The following is a 14,905-nucleotide window of genomic DNA, read 5'->3' as shown; positions in this document are numbered from 1 at the left end:
GCTTCGCCGCCGCGCAAACAGGCGCTATCCCTTGTGGGATAAAAACCAGCGGATTTCCGTCTTCTCGCCAAGATCGAAGTCAATCTCGATCTGGTCCGAGCCGCAAATACCGGAGCTGTCGGCAAAGAAAATGTCCTCGGAAATCAGCACTTCATTGCCGGGGGCGGAAAACAGCCAGCTTTCGCCGTCCGGCGCTGTCAGCAGCACAGACTCCCCGTCACTCTGCTGCAGGACGATCGAAGGATGGACGTGAAAACGGGCGACAGCCTTCACCGGCTCGTCAATCTCATATCCTTCACGGACGACAAGCCGGTCGCGGCCGGTCACGATCGTGCCTGCCGCATTGAGTGTGATTTCACGCTCGTGCAGCACACCGAACGCTCGCACATAACCGTCATGACTGAGCTTGATGCCGTCGCGTCCATCCTCCGTTTCGGCACGCTCGACGGTGACGGTCCTGGCCGGTTCGGTAATCGCATGGTTGAGGAAAGGCGAGAGAGAGAAGCGACTGGACGATGTGTCGTTGAGGATGACGGTCGAATGCGCCGCCGTGGTGCGCGCCATCTGGACATAGCGGTGCCCGGCAAATTTCGGCGAGCCGGAATTGACGATGAAGCGATGGCGGCCGGACGACATCTCGAATGAGAGGGTGCCGGCATGCGCACTGCGCAACGCGCCTCCCGAAGGCGGCGTGCCGGTATCGGCAATGATGATTGTCTTGCCCCCGGCAAGCCGTTGATAGCGCGACTGCGGCAAAGCCTTGAACGGCTGACCGGCGGTCTCGTCATATCTGAGCACCGACATCAGTTCATTGGCGAGCGTCGACGTCGCGCCGTTGAAAAGCGCCAGATCCCCATCCTGATGGCGAAAGAAACGCAAGGCCGGATACATGCGGTCGATGCCGGAGATCAGCTTCTGCGGCAGATCATGGCCGAGATTGACATAGGTCTGGCGCAACGGCAGCAGATCGAGCAGCAGTTCCAGCCCGGCGCGCGGATTGCGCGAGACATGGCCGCCATCCGGCAGAATCTGGCTATCGAATTCGCGGTCGAGCGCCTGGGCCGCCCGTTTGAGCGTGGAGGCGCGGGTCGGCATCGCGACGGAGGCCATGGCGAGCGCAATGCGCAGGCGAAACAGCTCCAGACCGCCGAGCGTATAGGGCGCCATGCGATGCAGGAACCTTACCTGAAACGCCAGCGACTTCATGAACCGACGATAGAAGCCGCGGTCGGCATTCTGCAGCACGACCGGCGAATGGGAAAGCCAGGCGATGACGCGCTGGGCAGTGACGTCGGTCTCCCAGGCAATTCCTTCCATGCGGCCGGCATGAACGGAAAGCCAGCTGTCGACGATGGCGCGGGCGGCGGCCGAGTTGCGTTCCGTCTTGTGCGCCCGCATGTGCCGCAACCAGCCGAAGCTGTGAAGGCGGGTCGCGAAGGGGCGCGAGGGCAGGGTGAAGGTAAAGGGCGATTTGCCATTCGTCTCCAACATCCGCCCGGCCAGGAGAAACCGACCGTTGAGAATTTCGTCGGCCACATGCGGATCGATGCCGCGAAGATCGGTCGGCGCGACGATCAGGCGCTCAGGCACTTTGATCGAACGGCGAAAAAGCTTCAGGCGCAGCAGCGCGACGCGGCGCAAGGCGCGCCGCCAAGCTTCCCGAACATACATGCTCGCAAAACGCCGACCGGACTGCATATTCTATTGTCTATTGACCCTCGTGGTTAAGAATAGGTGAAAAGCGGCCGATTTCATCGCCCGCAATGAATTAATTCGTGACAAGTTCGGATATACGCAAGTTACCGCATTTCAGTTGAGATCATTCGACGGTTCACAACGCACCGTGGCGATGATGCGAGGATTTCAATCCCCGCATTGGTTTGCTCCGACCTTTGCGGTTGGTCAGCCCGCTCGTCGCAGCACCGCTGCGTAAAAGCCGTCGAGGCCGGAGGCGATGCCCTCAGGCATTTTCAGCATGGTCGGAAGCGTGCGGAATTCGCCAAGCGGCGTGATCGCAGCCTCAAGGCCGGGCCAGTCGCCCACGTTGATCGGAACGCGCTCGATCGCGTCCGTATCGGAAAGAACACGGGCGACGACCTCCTCACCCTCGGCGGGATCGAGCGAGCAATTTGAAAACACCAGCATGCCGCCGGGCGTCAGCAAGGTCAGCGCATGACGCAGCAACCGCTCCTGCAACGCCGCCAGCCTGGCGATATCCTCCGGCCCCTTGGTCCACAGCACGTCGGGGTGCCGGCGCGTCGTGCCGGTGGAAGAGCAGGGCGCGTCGAGCAGGATCGCATCGAAGCCTTCTGGCGGATTGAATGTCGTCAGGTCTGCCGCGACCGTTTCCGCCTTCAGGCCGAGTCGGTCGAGATTCGAGCGCAGCCGCCTTAGCCGGCTTTCCGACTGATCGAGCGCGGTGACCGCGCCGCCGGCAAGGATGAGCTGTGCCGTCTTGCCGCCCGGCGCGGCACAAAGATCGGCGGCACGTTTGCCTGAGAGATCGCCGAAAAGCTTGGCCGGAATGCTTGCCGCTGCATCCTGAACCCACCAGGCGCCCTCATCGAACCCCTCGAGCGACGGAATGCCGCCATCGAAGGCGGCGAGGCGCACGCCGCCTGTCGGCAGCGCAACGCCGTTCAACCTCTTTGCCCAGCCTTCGGCGTCGGATTTGACGGTCAGATCGATCGACGCCGGCTCGAGCTGCGATTGCGAGATCGCCAGCGCCGCATCGCGGCCATAGGCCTTTTCCAGCCGTGCGAGGAACCAGGCCGGCATCGGCGCGACCTTGCCGATCTCCGCCAGCACCTCGTCCTTTTCGCGGCCGAGCCGGCGCAGAACGGCGTTGACCAGCTTGGCGAAACGGCGATTGCGCGGATCCTGATTGGCCTGTTCGACGGCAAGATCGACGGCCGAATGATCGGGCACGTCGAGATAGAGAATCTGTGCCGCGCCGATTGCCAGAACGTGATGCAGCGCCCGCGCGCCCTCCGGCAGCGGCGATTCCAGCAGCGAGGCGATCGCCGCATCGATACGCGGCAGATGGCGCAGCGTCGTGTTCAGAATGGCGCGGACAAGCGCCCGGTCGCTTTCGCCGAGCGCCTTATAGGCAGGATTGCCATGTTCGTGATCGAGAGCACCGTCGAGCGGCAGCTTGCGGTCGACGACGGCGGCGAGAATTTTTGCCGCCGCGGCCCGGGCCTGCAGGCCGGGCTTGGTCGGCGTCGATCGGCCGGTCGGCCGGTCGTTGGAAGGTTTCTGTTTATGGAATGGCTTTCTCGTGCCGTCTGAATTCAAGACCACGGACCTCTTGGCGGTTGCGAACCACCGCGACCCGTATTCGGAACAGAACGCGATTTGCGCGTCGGATTACCAGCACGAACCGGTCCCGTCGAGACATTCATGCCGCTTTGCGCCATCTCCTGCAGCGCGGCAATGCGGTTTTCCGTGTCTGGATGCGTAGAAAACAGATTGTCCATGCGCTCGCCGGACAGCGGATTGATGATGAACATGTGCGCCGTCGCCGGATTGCGCTCGGCATCCTCGTTGGGCACATGGGCGGCACCGCGGGCGATCTTGCCGAGCGCCGACGCGAGCCAGAGCGGGTTGCCGCAGATTTCGGCGCCGCGGCGGTCGGCCGAATATTCGCGCGTGCGGCTGATCGCCATCTGCACCAGCATGGCGGCGAGCGGCGCCACGATCATGGCGACGAGGACGCCGACGAAACCGAGCGGATTGTTGTTGTTGTCGCGATTGCCGCCGAAGAAGAAGGCGAAATTGCCAAGCATCGAGATCGCCCCGGCAAGCGTTGCCGTGATCGTCATCGTCAGCGTGTCGCGGTTCTGAATATGGGCAAGCTCATGCGCCATTACGCCGGCGACTTCCTCCGGAGACAGTGCCTGGAGCAGACCTGTCGAGGCGGCGACGGCGGCATTTTCGGGATTGCGGCCGGTGGCGAAGGCATTCGGCTGCGGGCTGTCATAGAGATAGACCTTCGGCATCGGCAGCCCGGCATTGCGAGCGAGATCACGGATGATCGCGAAAAATTCCGGCGCATTGCGCTCGTCGGCCTGCTGGGCGCGATAGGCCGAAAGCACCATGCGATCGGAATTCCAGTAGGAGAAGAAGTTCATGCCGGCGGCAATGAGGAATGCGATCATCATGCCGGCCCGACCGCCGATCAGGAAGCCGACAAACATGAAGAGCGCCGTCATGAAGGCAAGCAACATGGCAGTGCGAACGAGGTTCATTGCGAATCTCCAACTCCGATTTCGGCGCCGCAAGCTTTTAATCCCGGCGGCGGCGCATTATGATTTGGTTATTCACCAGCCATTTTCAATGTTTTCCGGCAGGAGAAGCCATGCAGGACGCCGATAACGACAATAGCCAAACGCCGACGGCCGAAGGATCGGAGCCGCCGCGCAAGATGCTGTCCCCGGCTGCCCAGCGTGCGCTTGCCGAGGCCGAGGAGCGGCGAAAGAATCAGAAGCCGCTGGACCTGCCGCCGGAGATCGGCGGCCGCGACGGAGCCGAGCCGGCCCGTTTCGGCGATTATGAGATCAATGGCCGGGCGATCGATTTCTAAGCAAGGATTGTCGGGCCCGAACCGGGCCTTGCGCAGGCCGCCCAATATCAGCCAACAACGTAACGTGAGCCGCCCCGGGACTCGGATGGCCGGAGCGGCTCTGTGTGTCAGGCGGTCGCCTTGTTCTGCCGGTTGGCGATCAGATCGTCGACGACTGCCGGATCGGCAAGCGTCGAGGTGTCGCCGAGCGCGCCGAAGTCGTCCTCGGCAATCTTGCGCAGGATGCGGCGCATGATCTTGCCCGAGCGGGTCTTCGGCAGGCCGGGCGCAAACTGGATCTTGTCCGGCGCGGCGATCGGGCCGATTTCGGCGCGCACGTGCTTGACCAGATCCTGGCGAAGCGTGTCCGTCCCTTCGTGGCCGGCCATCAGCGTCACATAGCAATAAATGCCCTGGCCCTTGATCGAATGCGGATAGCCGACGACTGCCGCTTCCGAAACCAGATTGTGCGACACGAGCGCCGATTCCACCTCCGCCGTGCCGAGGCGGTGGCCGGAGACGTTGAGCACGTCGTCGACGCGGCCGGTGATCCAGTAATAGCCGTCTTCGTCGCGCCGGCAGCCATCGCCGGTGAAGTACTTGCCCTTGTAGGTGGAGAAATAGGTCTGGATGAAGCGCTCGTGATCGCCGTAGACGGTGCGCATCTGGCCCGGCCAGCTGTCGGTGATGCAGAGATTGCCGTCGGCGGCCCCTTCCAGCACCTTGCCCTCATTGTCGACCAGCTCAGGCTTGACGCCGAAGAACGGCGTGGTCGCCGAACCGGGTTTCAGGTCGGTCGCACCCGGCAGCGGCGTGATCATGTGGCCACCGGTTTCCGTCTGCCACCAGGTGTCGATCACAGGGCAGCGCTTGTCGCCGACGACGTTGTAATACCACTCCCAGGCTTCCGGGTTGATCGGCTCGCCGACCGTGCCGAGCAAACGCAGCGACGAGCGCGAGGAGCGCGTGACGAATTCATCGCCGGCGCCCATCAGCGAGCGGATCGCCGTCGGCGCCGTATAGAAGATATTGACCTTGTGCTTGTCGATGACTTCCCAGAAACGCCCCTGATCCGGGAAGTTCGGCACGCCTTCGAACATCAGCGTCGTCGCGCAGTTCGAAAGCGGCCCATAGACGATATAGGAATGGCCGGTGACCCAGCCGACATCGGCCGTGCACCAGTAGACGTCGCCATGATGATAGTCGAAGACATATTCATGCGTCATCGAGGCGTAGACGAGATAACCGCCCGTCGTGTGCAGCACGCCCTTCGGCTTGCCGGTCGAACCTGACGTATAGAGAATGAACAGCGGATCTTCCGCCTTCATCTTCACCGGCGGGCATTCGGCCTTCACCGTGGCGACTTCCTGGTGATACCAGAGGTCACGGCCCGGCGCCCAGCCGGTCTTGCCGCCGGTGCGGCGCACGACCAGCACCTTGCTGACATTGACATGCTGGCGGGCGGCGATGTGGATCGCCGTATCGGTATTGTCCTTCAGCGGCACCGGCTTGCCGCCGCGCACGCCTTCATCGCAGGTGATGACGAAGGTGGATTCGCAGTCGACGATGCGCCCCGCCAGCGCTTCCGGCGAGAAACCGCCGAAGACGACCGAATGCACCGCGCCGATGCGGGCGCAGGCGAGCATCGCGTAAGCCGCCTCGGGGATCATCGGCATATAGATGGTAACGCGATCGCCCTTTTTGACGCCGTGCTTCTTCAACACGTTCGCCATCCGGCAGACGTGCTCGTAGAGCTCGTTATAGGTGATCTTCTTGTCGATGTAGGGATTGTCGCCTTCCCAGATGATCGCCACCTGGTCGCCGTTCGTCTTCAGATGGCGGTCGATGCAATTATAGGAGACGTTGGTCTGGCCGTCCTCGAACCATTTGATCGAGACCTTGCCGGTAAAGGAGGTGTTCTTGACCTTGGTATAGGGCTTGAACCAGTCGATCCGCTTGCCGTGCTTGCCCCAGAACTTGTCCGGGTTCTCGATGCTCTCCTCGTACCATTTCAGGTACTTCTCCTTATCGATCAGGGCACGCGCCTTCACCGGCTTCGGCACCGGATGGATCTTCTCCGACATGGAACTCCTCCTCATGGGACATGCGACGGGCCAAGCGATCTACGAGCCCGGACTTCAAATCAGGGCAATTCATAGCAGGTCGCATCGCCACGGCAATTAGACAAAGGTCATTTGATTTCGGAAGAATTGCAATTCTGCGACAGTCCGGTTATATAGCGGCATATTTCCCGGACATTGTGGTGACAATCCACGGACCGCGACCGGCGCGGACGATAGAAGGACTATATCCATGGCTCAAACACTGCTCATGCCGAAGGCGACCGCCATCTGGCTTGTCGACAACACGGCGCTGTCTTTCGATCAGATTGCGCAGTTCTGCAAACTGCATCCGCTCGAGGTCAAGGCGATTGCCGATGGAGAAGCGGCGCAGGGCATCAAGGGCCTCGATCCGATCTCGACCGGTCAGCTTTCACGCGACGAGATCGCCCGCGCCGAAGCCAATCCGAACCACAAGCTCAAGCTCTCCGAACCGAAGGTGCGCGTGCCGGAATCCAAGCGCCGTGGCCCGCGTTATACCCCGGTTTCCAAGCGACAGGACCGTCCGAACGCCATTCTCTGGCTCGTTCGCAACCATCCGGAGCTGAAGGACGCGCAGATTTCCCGCCTCGTCGGCACGACGAAATCGACGATCGAGCAGATCCGCGAGCGCACCCACTGGAACTCCGCCAACCTCGCGCCGATGGATCCGGTGACGCTCGGCCTCTGCAGCCAGATCGACCTCGACATGGAAGTGGAAAAGGCCTCCAAGGGCCGACCGCTGCCGACCGCCGCCGAGCTTGGCGCGACGCTGCAATCGGCCCAGGAAACCGAGCGCCTGACCCCGAGCTACGAGCGCGAGGAGGAAAAGGAAAAGGAAATCGACGCCGATGCCGTGTTCCGCAAGCTGAGCTCGCTGCGCTCGGCTCCGAAGGACGAGGACGAGGAAGATCAGTACTGAGATATCCGCGATCTCATCAGGAAAACCCCGCCGAGCGAACCGCCCGGCGGGGTTTTTATTGAGGATCCTCTGTCCCCGCGTCAGCTGCGGAACAGGGTGAGGATGTTCTGTGCCGAGCTATTGGCGATCGAAAGCGACTGGATGCCAAGCTGCTGCTGCGTCTGCAACGCCGAGAGCCTGCTCGATTCCTCTTCCATATCGGCATCGACCAAGCGACCGATGCCCGAGTCGATGGAATCGTGAAGACCGCTGACGAAATTCTCCTGCAGCTGGATGCGCGTCGAGATCGAGCCGAGAGCGGAGCCGGCAGCGGTCATGGCGCCGAGAACCAGTTCGATCCCGGTCAGGGCTGCGTCAAGCTGGCCTTGGGTGAAACCGGTAATGTCGAGATCATAGATCGACGGCATGACGATGACGGTGCCGCCATAGGTGCCGTTGAAGGCGGTGCCGATGATACCGCTGCTCGTCTCGATCGCACCCGTGCTGGTCATGCCGAAGAGCACATTGCCGAGCGAGCCTGAATCGAGCACATAATCGGTCATCTTCACCGAAACGGCATTGCTGCCGTCACGGACGAAGGAGGAGACGACGCTCTTCGTTCCGGAAGCGCCGGCCACCCAGTTTTCGCCGGAGAAGGATGCGGATTGGGCAATGCTGAGCAGCTGCTCCTGCAGCTGGTCGAGTTCCTGCTGGATCTTTGTCTTGTCGACGCCCTTTTCCGTGGCGGCAACGATCTTCGCCTTGATTTCGCTGACGACGTCAAGCGCGCTGTCCATAGCCGCATAGGCGGTATCGACCTTGGCCGCACCGAGGCCGAGAGCGTCGGAGACGGCCGAAAGCGCCAGGTTGTCGGAACGCATGGTCGTGGCGATCGACCAGTATGCGGCATTGTCGGCGGCCTTCTCGACACGATAACCGGAGGAAACGCGACCCTGGGTGTCCTTGAGGCTATCGTTTACGCCGCGCAAAGTCTGCAGCGCTGCCATGGCAGCGTTGTTGGTGAGGATGCTCGTCATGATCCGCTCCACAATCGGAGAAAGGGGCATTCCGGACTACAGCGCCGCGCGTCTTTCAGACGCGCAAAGGACGCTATAGCACTTCAACTGCTGCATGATTTTATCCTTAAATCGATTCCGATTTAGGGAATTATGCAGCAGGCCGGTAACGGCGACCGCGTCATGCAAAGCCTGCTATGCAAGCCATTGCCGTTAACAAATCCTTGCGCAAGATGGTTAACAATTCCTCAATTAGGCTTATGAATGCTTAATTTTTACATCGGCAGAGAGCCGAAACCGCGCTTGCGCAGCGCCTCGGCGATCTCCTCCAGAATCGCCGGATCATCGATGGTTGCGGGCATTTTCCAGGGTATGCCGTCAGCAATTTTCTGCATGGTGCCGCGCAGGATCTTGCCCGACCGCGTCTTCGGCAATCGGTTGACGGTGATCGCCGTCTTGAAGGCGGCGACAGGCCCGATCTGATCGCGAATCATCGCCACGACCTCTGATTCAATTGCCGCCGATTCGCGCTGCACATGCCGCTTCAGCACCAGGAAGCCGCAGGGCGCCTGACCCTTCAGCGCATCAATGACACCGATGACGGCGCATTCGGCGACATCGGGATGCCGCGCGCAGACCTCCTCCATCGCACCGGTCGAGAGCCGATGACCGGCACAATTGATGATGTCGTCGGTCCGCGACATGATGAAGAGATAGCCGTCCTCATCGACATAGCCGGCGTCGGCGGTCTTGTAATAACCGGGAAACTCATCGAGATAGGCCGATCGAAAACGGTCGTCCGCCTGCCAGAGGGTCGGCAGGCAGCCGGGCGGCAGGGGCAGCTTGATGACGATATTGCCGAGCGTCCCCGCCTCGATCGGATGGCCGGCATCGTCGAGCACCGTCACCTCGTAGCCCGGCATCGGCAGTGCCGGCGAACCATGCTTGACGGGCAGGGCGCCGAGGCCGAGCGGATTTGCGGCGATCGGCCAGCCGGTCTCCGTCTGCCACCAGTGATCGATGACGGGGATGGCAAGCATGCGTTCGGCCCATTTCAGGGTCTCCGGATCCGCCCTCTCGCCGGCAAGAAACAGCGCCCGCAAGTTCGGCATCTTGTAGTTCGCGATCAGTTCGCCGTCCCCATCCTCCCGCCGGATGGCGCGAAAGGCGGTCGGCGCCGTGAAGAGCACGCGCACGTCGTGCTCTGCAACAACGCGCCAAAATGCGCCGGCATCGGGCGTGCCGACCGGCTTTCCCTCGAAGATCAAGGTCGTCACGCCCGATATCAGCGGTGCGTAGACGATATAGGAATGGCCGACGACCCAGCCGATATCGGAGGCCGTCCAGAAGACCTCGCCCGGCGTCACGCCGTAGATATTCCGCATCGACCAGTTGAGCGCGACCATGTGGCCGCCATTGTCGCGCACCACGCCCTTCGGCTGGCCGGTCGTGCCGGAGGTGTAGAGAATGTAGAGCGGATCGGTCGCCTTGACGGAAACACAGGCCACCTCGGCGCCGCGATGGCGCGCCACCGCTGCCTCGAAATCCTCATCGCGGCCGCTGACAAGTTCTGCCTGAAGCTGCGGCCGCTGCAGCACCAGACAGCGCTCCGGCTTTACCCGCGCAATCTCGATCGCCTGATCGACCAGCGGCTTATAGGCGACGACGCGACCGGGCTCGAGCCCGCAGCTTGCGGTAATGACCAGCCTGGCGCCGCTGTCGTCGATGCGCGCCGCAAGCTCGCTGGCGGCAAACCCGCCGAAAACGACGGAATGGACCGCACCGATCCGCGCGCAGGCAAGCATGGAAAACACTGCCTGCGGCAGCATCGGCATATAGAGGATCACCCGATCGCCTCGGTCGATGCCGAACGCCAGCAGCGTCGCGGCAATGGCCTTCACCTCGCCGAGCACCTCGTCATATGAGAACCGGCGCTTCTCGCCGGTCATGGCGCTGTCGAAAATGATAGCCGTCTCGCCGCCGCGTCCGGCCGTCACATGCCGGTCCAGGCAATTGTGACAGGTATTGGTTTCCGCTCCCGGGAACCACAGGCCGTAAATACCGTCACCAGGCGAAAACACCCGCTCCGGCGGCTTGAACCAGTCGATCTCGGCGGCGGCTTCGTGCCAGAAGGCTTCGGGATCGCGTTTCCAGGCCGCATAGGCCAGATGATAGCCGTTCTGCATCTGCTCCTCCCCAGGACATGCAAGCCGCAAGATCAGTCTACTGCATGTCGGCGCAAAAGTGCGCAGCAGTTTTGGGCGGCATAGAGAGGCTTAAAACGGGTTGCGCCGAACGGGAAGCCCGACCAAAGCAGCGTATCAGCGCGCGCCGAAAATCGCCGATCCGACGCGGACGCTGGTGGCGCCGAAGGCGATCGCTGTCTCGTAATCGCCCGACATGCCCATGGAGAGTTTCTCAACGCCGCATTTCGACGCGAGCTTTGCCAGCAGAGCAAAATGCGGTCCGGGATTTTCCTCGGCCGGCGGAATGCACATCAGACCTTCGATCGGAAGACCGAGCTCGCCACGGCAAAGCGAGACGAAGGCCGGCGTGTCGTCAGGGGCAATGCCGGCCTTCTGCGGCTCGAGCCCGGTATTGACCTGAACGTAAAGCCGCGGCTTCCTGTCTTGCCGCTTCATCTCCTCGGCAAGGGCGCGGGCAATCTTTTCCCGATCGACGGTCTCGATGACGTCGAAAAGCGCCACCGCGTCGGCCGCCTTGTTCGACTGCAGCGGTCCGATCAGATGCAGTTCGACATCGGGATTCTCTGCCTTCAGCGCCGGCCATTTGCCTTGGCTTTCCTGCACCCGGTTCTCGCCGAAAATGCGCTGCCCGGCTTCGATCGCCGGGCGGATCGCCTCCGCCTCGAATGTCTTCGACACCGCGACGAGCCGAACCGAGCCGGCCGCACGGCCTGCCTGGCGTTCTCCGGCGGCAATCCGCGATCGCACGTCGTTCAAGCGCTCTTGAAGTTCCATCGTTCTGCCTCGACATTTCAGCACGAGAGTGATGGCAATGAACTAGCCAGCCATTCTGTGCTTGCCAAGACCCGCTGCCGCGAAATCGCCCGGCCGGAATGAAGATCGGGCGCTCGCAGCGCCTGCAAAACTTGACGCTACGGTGGTTTCATGGTGAAGGTCTCGACCAACCTCCCCTGATTTTCCGGAATTTTGAATACAATGGCCACCGAACGTTATAATCCGCGCGATGCCGAGCCCCGCTGGCAGCAGAAATGGAATGAAGACAAGGTCTTCGAGACCGACAACGCCGATCCGCGCGAAAAATATTACGTCCTCGAAATGTTCCCCTATCCGTCGGGGCGCATCCATATGGGCCATGTCCGCAACTACGCCATGGGCGATGTCGTTGCCCGCTACAAGCGTGCCCGCGGCTATAACGTGCTGCATCCGATGGGCTGGGACGCCTTCGGCATGCCGGCGGAAAACGCCGCCATGGAACGCGGCGTTCACCCCGCCTCCTGGACCTATCAGAACATCGCCTCGATGAAGGCGCAGCTGAAGGCCATGGGGCTTTCGCTGGACTGGAGCCGCGAGTTCGCCACCTGCGACGTCGACTATTACCAGCACCAGCAGCATCTCTTCGTGGATTTCCTGGAGAAGGGCCTGGTCTACCGCAAGCAGTCGAAGGTCAATTGGGATCCGGTCGACAACACCGTGCTCGCCAACGAACAGGTGATCGACGGCCGCGGCTGGCGTTCCGGCGCGCTGGTCGAACAGCGTGAATTGACGCAATGGTTCTTCAAGATCACCGATTTCAGCCAGGACCTGCTGGACGCGCTGGATACGCTCGACCAGTGGCCGGAAAAAGTTCGCCTGATGCAGAAGAACTGGATCGGCCGTTCGGAAGGCATGACCATTCGCTGGGAGATCGTGCCGGAAACGGCGCCGGCTGGCGAAAGCGAGATTACCGTCTATTCCACCCGGCCGGATACGCTGTTCGGCGCCTCCTTCCTGGCGATTTCCGCCGACCATCCGCTGGCCAAGGATGCCGCCGCCAAGAACGCCGAGATCGAGGCCTTCTGCGAGGAATGCCGCCGCGCCGGCACTTCGCTCGCAGCACTCGAGACCGCCGAAAAGAAGGGCCTGGACACCGGCATCCGTGTGCGCCATCCGCTCGATCCCTCCTGGGAGCTGCCCGTCTATATCGCCAATTTCGTACTGATGGATTACGGCACGGGCGCGATCTTCGGCTGCCCCTCCGGTGACCAGCGCGACCTCGATTTCGCCCGCAAATACGGCCTGCCGGTCGTGCCCGTGGTCATGCCGAGCGATGGCGACGCTGCGAGCTTTTCCGTCGGCGATACCGCCTATGACGGCGATGGCGTCATGATCAATTCTCGCTTCCTCGACGGCAAGACGACCGAAGAGGCCTTCAATATCGTTGCCGACCGGTTGTCGGCCGCTTCGCTCGGCAATACGCCGGTGGCTGAGCGGAAGATCAATTTCCGCCTGCGCGACTGGGGCATTTCGCGCCAGCGCTATTGGGGCTGCCCGATCCCGGTCATCCATTGCGATGCCTGCGGCGTCGTGCCGGTGCCGAAGAAGGATCTGCCGGTAAAACTGCCGGACGACGTCAGCTTCGACCAGCCGGGCAACCCGCTCGACCGCCATCCGACCTGGCGTCACGTCGCCTGCCCGAATTGCGGCAAGGCTGCCCGCCGCGAGACCGATACGATGGACACCTTCGTCGATTCGAGCTGGTATTACACCCGCTTTACCGCGCCGTGGGAGGGCAAGCCGACCGATCCTGAGGCGGCTAACCGTTGGCTGCCGGTCGATCAATATATCGGCGGCATCGAGCACGCGATCCTGCATCTGCTCTATTCGCGCTTCTTTACCCGCGCCATGCGCGAAACCGGTCACGTCGCGGCGAGCGAACCTTTCAAGGGCCTGTTCACCCAGGGCATGGTGGTTCATGAGACCTACAGCCGCAACGCCGGCGCCGGCCGTGAATGGGTGGCTCCCGCCGATATCCGCATCGAGGAGATCGACGGCAAACGCCGCGCCCTGCTCTTGGCGACAGGCGAGGAGGTCGCCATCGGTTCGATCGAGAAGATGTCGAAATCGAAGAAGAATGTCGTGGATCCCGACGATATCATCGCCTCCTATGGCGCCGATACCGCCCGCTTCTTCGTGCTGTCCGATTCTCCGCCGGAGCGCGACGTCATCTGGTCCGAAGCGGGTGTCGAAGGGGCTCACCGTTTCACCCAGCGCCTGTGGCGGCTGATTTCCGAAGCGGCCGGCGTCCTGTCGACCGTTGCAGCCGCACCGGCAAGCGAGGGCGAGGCGCTGGCGATCTCGCAGGCGGCGCACAAGACGCTAAAGGCCGTTCAGAACGACTACGACAAGCTCTGGTTCAACAAGGCCGTCGCCCGCATTTATGAGCTCGTCAATGCGCTCGCTGCGCCGCTGACGAGGGTTGCGGCAGGTGAGGGCGATATCGCCTATCGTGCCGCCGTGCGCGACGCAGCCGAAATTCTGATTCAGCTCGTCGCCCCGATGACGCCGCATCTCGCTGAAGAATGCTGGGCAACGCTTGGCAATACGGGGCTGCTTGCCCGCACCGACTGGCCGCGTTTCGTCGAAGCGCTCGTTGTTGAAAACGACGTTGTCCTGCCCGTGCAGATCAACGGCAAGAAGCGCGCCGAATTGACAATTTCTCGCGATGCGGATCAGAATGCCGTCACCGACGCCGTGCTGGAACTGGACGCGGTGAAACATGTGCTGAACGGTCAGGCACCGAAGAAGATCATCGTGGTTCCCCAAAGGATTGTGAACATTGTCGTCTGAAATCGCTCGCAAGCTGGCCCGCAATGCCGGCATCGCCATGATCCTTGCCGCCGCGACATTTCTGTCGGCCTGCCAGGTCCGGCCGCTTTATTCCGAGAGCTCGGGCGTCACCGAAAAGCTGTCCTCGGTCGGATTTTCCGATGCATCCGGCCGCATCGAACAACAGGTGCGCAATCGGCTGACCTTCCTGGCGTCGCGCGGCGCCGGCGAAGCGGCAAATCCGCAGTATCACGTTGAACTGCGGGCCACGTCGAGCGTCGCCGATACGCTCCTGCGGCAATCCGGCGATACGTCGCGCGCCGGTCGCGTCACCGTCACCGTCACTTATACGCTGAGCGCCATCGCCGACGGTCGCGTCATCAAGGCCGGCAGCCGCCAGGCGACCGCGCTGGTGGATTTCTCCGAGCAGGAATTTGCCAAGCAGAGGGCGATTCGCGATGCCGAGAACCGCGCCGCCGATCAGACGGCGGAATTCGTCGGGGCCGATCTCGCCGCTGCTCTCGGCCGCTGAG

11 protein-coding genes are annotated in these 14,905 nt (G+C 62.1%); 4 read left to right on the top strand and 7 right to left on the bottom strand.

Annotated features, from left to right (window positions below; translation table 11 throughout):
• Positions 1-24 precede the first annotated feature (24 nt).
• The 3 genes from K6M89_RS20825 to htpX all read right to left on the bottom strand — a co-directional run bounded on the left by K6M89_RS20825 (position 25) and on the right by htpX (position 4,250).
• Positions 25-1,698: a heparinase II/III family protein gene (locus tag K6M89_RS20825; protein WP_222140806.1), complete on the bottom strand. Its 1,674-nt coding sequence runs from the start codon at positions 1,696-1,698 to the stop codon at positions 25-27.
• 204 nt (positions 1,699-1,902) lie between these two features.
• Positions 1,903-3,303 carry an RsmB/NOP family class I SAM-dependent RNA methyltransferase gene (locus K6M89_RS20820; protein ID WP_222140805.1) on the bottom strand — a complete coding sequence of 467 codons (1,401 nt, stop codon included), beginning with the start codon at positions 3,301-3,303 and terminating at the stop codon, positions 1,903-1,905.
• Positions 3,294-4,250, bottom strand: a complete 957-nt coding sequence (gene htpX, locus K6M89_RS20815) for a zinc metalloprotease HtpX (RefSeq protein ID WP_222140804.1) — start codon at positions 4,248-4,250, stop codon at positions 3,294-3,296. The genes K6M89_RS20820 and htpX overlap by 10 nt, the downstream gene beginning before the upstream one ends.
• Positions 4,251-4,360: 110 nt before the next feature.
• On the opposite strand from htpX, the gene K6M89_RS20810 reads away from it, so the two are divergent.
• Positions 4,361-4,585: a DUF1674 domain-containing protein gene (locus K6M89_RS20810; protein ID WP_222140803.1), complete on the top strand. Its 225-nt coding sequence runs from the start codon at positions 4,361-4,363 to the stop codon at positions 4,583-4,585.
• Positions 4,586-4,692: 107 nt separating this feature from the next.
• Here K6M89_RS20810 and acs read toward each other — a convergent pair whose 3' ends face one another.
• Positions 4,693-6,648, bottom strand: a complete 1,956-nt coding sequence (gene acs, locus K6M89_RS20805; RefSeq protein ID WP_222140802.1) for an acetate--CoA ligase — start codon at positions 6,646-6,648, stop codon at positions 4,693-4,695.
• Positions 6,649-6,877: 229 nt separating this feature from the next.
• On the opposite strand from acs, the gene K6M89_RS20800 reads away from it, so the two are divergent.
• Complete coding sequence (locus tag K6M89_RS20800; protein WP_097583984.1) at positions 6,878-7,585, top strand: DUF1013 domain-containing protein; 708 nt, start codon at positions 6,878-6,880, stop codon at positions 7,583-7,585.
• Between the two features lie 80 nt (positions 7,586-7,665).
• On the opposite strand, the gene K6M89_RS20795 is transcribed toward K6M89_RS20800, so the two are convergent.
• From K6M89_RS20795 to K6M89_RS20785, 3 genes are all read right to left on the bottom strand, one after another.
• The gene (locus tag K6M89_RS20795; RefSeq protein WP_097583986.1) at positions 7,666-8,601 is read right to left on the bottom strand and encodes a flagellin N-terminal helical domain-containing protein; all 936 of its coding nucleotides are present in this window, start codon (positions 8,599-8,601) and stop codon (positions 7,666-7,668) included.
• 254 nt (positions 8,602-8,855) lie between these two features.
• The gene (locus K6M89_RS20790; protein WP_222140801.1) at positions 8,856-10,766 is read right to left on the bottom strand and encodes a propionyl-CoA synthetase; all 1,911 of its coding nucleotides are present in this window, start codon (positions 10,764-10,766) and stop codon (positions 8,856-8,858) included.
• Between the two features lie 135 nt (positions 10,767-10,901).
• Entirely contained in the window at positions 10,902-11,561 is a 660-nt protein-coding gene (locus tag K6M89_RS20785; RefSeq protein ID WP_222140800.1) for a YggS family pyridoxal phosphate-dependent enzyme, read from the bottom strand.
• 201 nt (positions 11,562-11,762) lie between these two features.
• Here K6M89_RS20785 and leuS point away from each other — a divergent pair, with 201 nt between their 5' ends.
• Together leuS and lptE are read left to right on the top strand one after the other, a co-directional pair.
• Positions 11,763-14,393 carry a leucine--tRNA ligase gene (gene leuS, locus K6M89_RS20780; RefSeq protein ID WP_222140799.1) on the top strand — a complete coding sequence of 877 codons (2,631 nt, stop codon included), beginning with the start codon at positions 11,763-11,765 and terminating at the stop codon, positions 14,391-14,393.
• A complete protein-coding gene (lptE, locus tag K6M89_RS20775) occupies positions 14,383-14,904 on the top strand; it encodes an LPS assembly lipoprotein LptE (RefSeq protein WP_222140798.1) in 522 nt (173 codons plus the stop codon). Before leuS ends, lptE begins: the two co-directional genes overlap by 11 nt.
• Position 14,905: the final 1 nt, after the last annotated feature.

The organism is Rhizobium croatiense, from assembly GCF_019793465.1.
In the GTDB taxonomy this organism is placed as follows: Bacteria; Pseudomonadota; Alphaproteobacteria; order Rhizobiales; family Rhizobiaceae; genus Rhizobium; species Rhizobium croatiense.
The sequence above is the reverse complement of the archived record's forward strand: the minus strand, read 5'-3'. Positions and strand labels throughout refer to the sequence as shown.

Excerpts from the sequence above, each read along its gene's own strand:
- K6M89_RS20800 (WP_097583984.1), top strand. The coding sequence starts at position 6,878 with ATGGCTCAAACACTGCTCATGCCGAAGGCGACCGCCATCTGGCTTGTC.
- K6M89_RS20795 (WP_097583986.1), bottom strand. The coding sequence starts at position 8,601 with ATGACGAGCATCCTCACCAACAACGCTGCCATGGCAGCGCTGCAGACT.
- acs (WP_222140802.1), bottom strand. The coding sequence starts at position 6,648 with ATGTCGGAGAAGATCCATCCGGTGCCGAAGCCGGTGAAGGCGCGTGCC.
- K6M89_RS20785 (WP_222140800.1), bottom strand. The coding sequence starts at position 11,561 with ATGGAACTTCAAGAGCGCTTGAACGACGTGCGATCGCGGATTGCCGCC.
- K6M89_RS20825 (WP_222140806.1), bottom strand. The coding sequence starts at position 1,698 with ATGCAGTCCGGTCGGCGTTTTGCGAGCATGTATGTTCGGGAAGCTTGG.
- leuS (WP_222140799.1), top strand. The coding sequence starts at position 11,763 with ATGGCCACCGAACGTTATAATCCGCGCGATGCCGAGCCCCGCTGGCAG.
- K6M89_RS20790 (WP_222140801.1), bottom strand. The coding sequence starts at position 10,766 with ATGCAGAACGGCTATCATCTGGCCTATGCGGCCTGGAAACGCGATCCC.
- K6M89_RS20810 (WP_222140803.1), top strand. The coding sequence starts at position 4,361 with ATGCAGGACGCCGATAACGACAATAGCCAAACGCCGACGGCCGAAGGA.
- htpX (WP_222140804.1), bottom strand. The coding sequence starts at position 4,250 with ATGAACCTCGTTCGCACTGCCATGTTGCTTGCCTTCATGACGGCGCTC.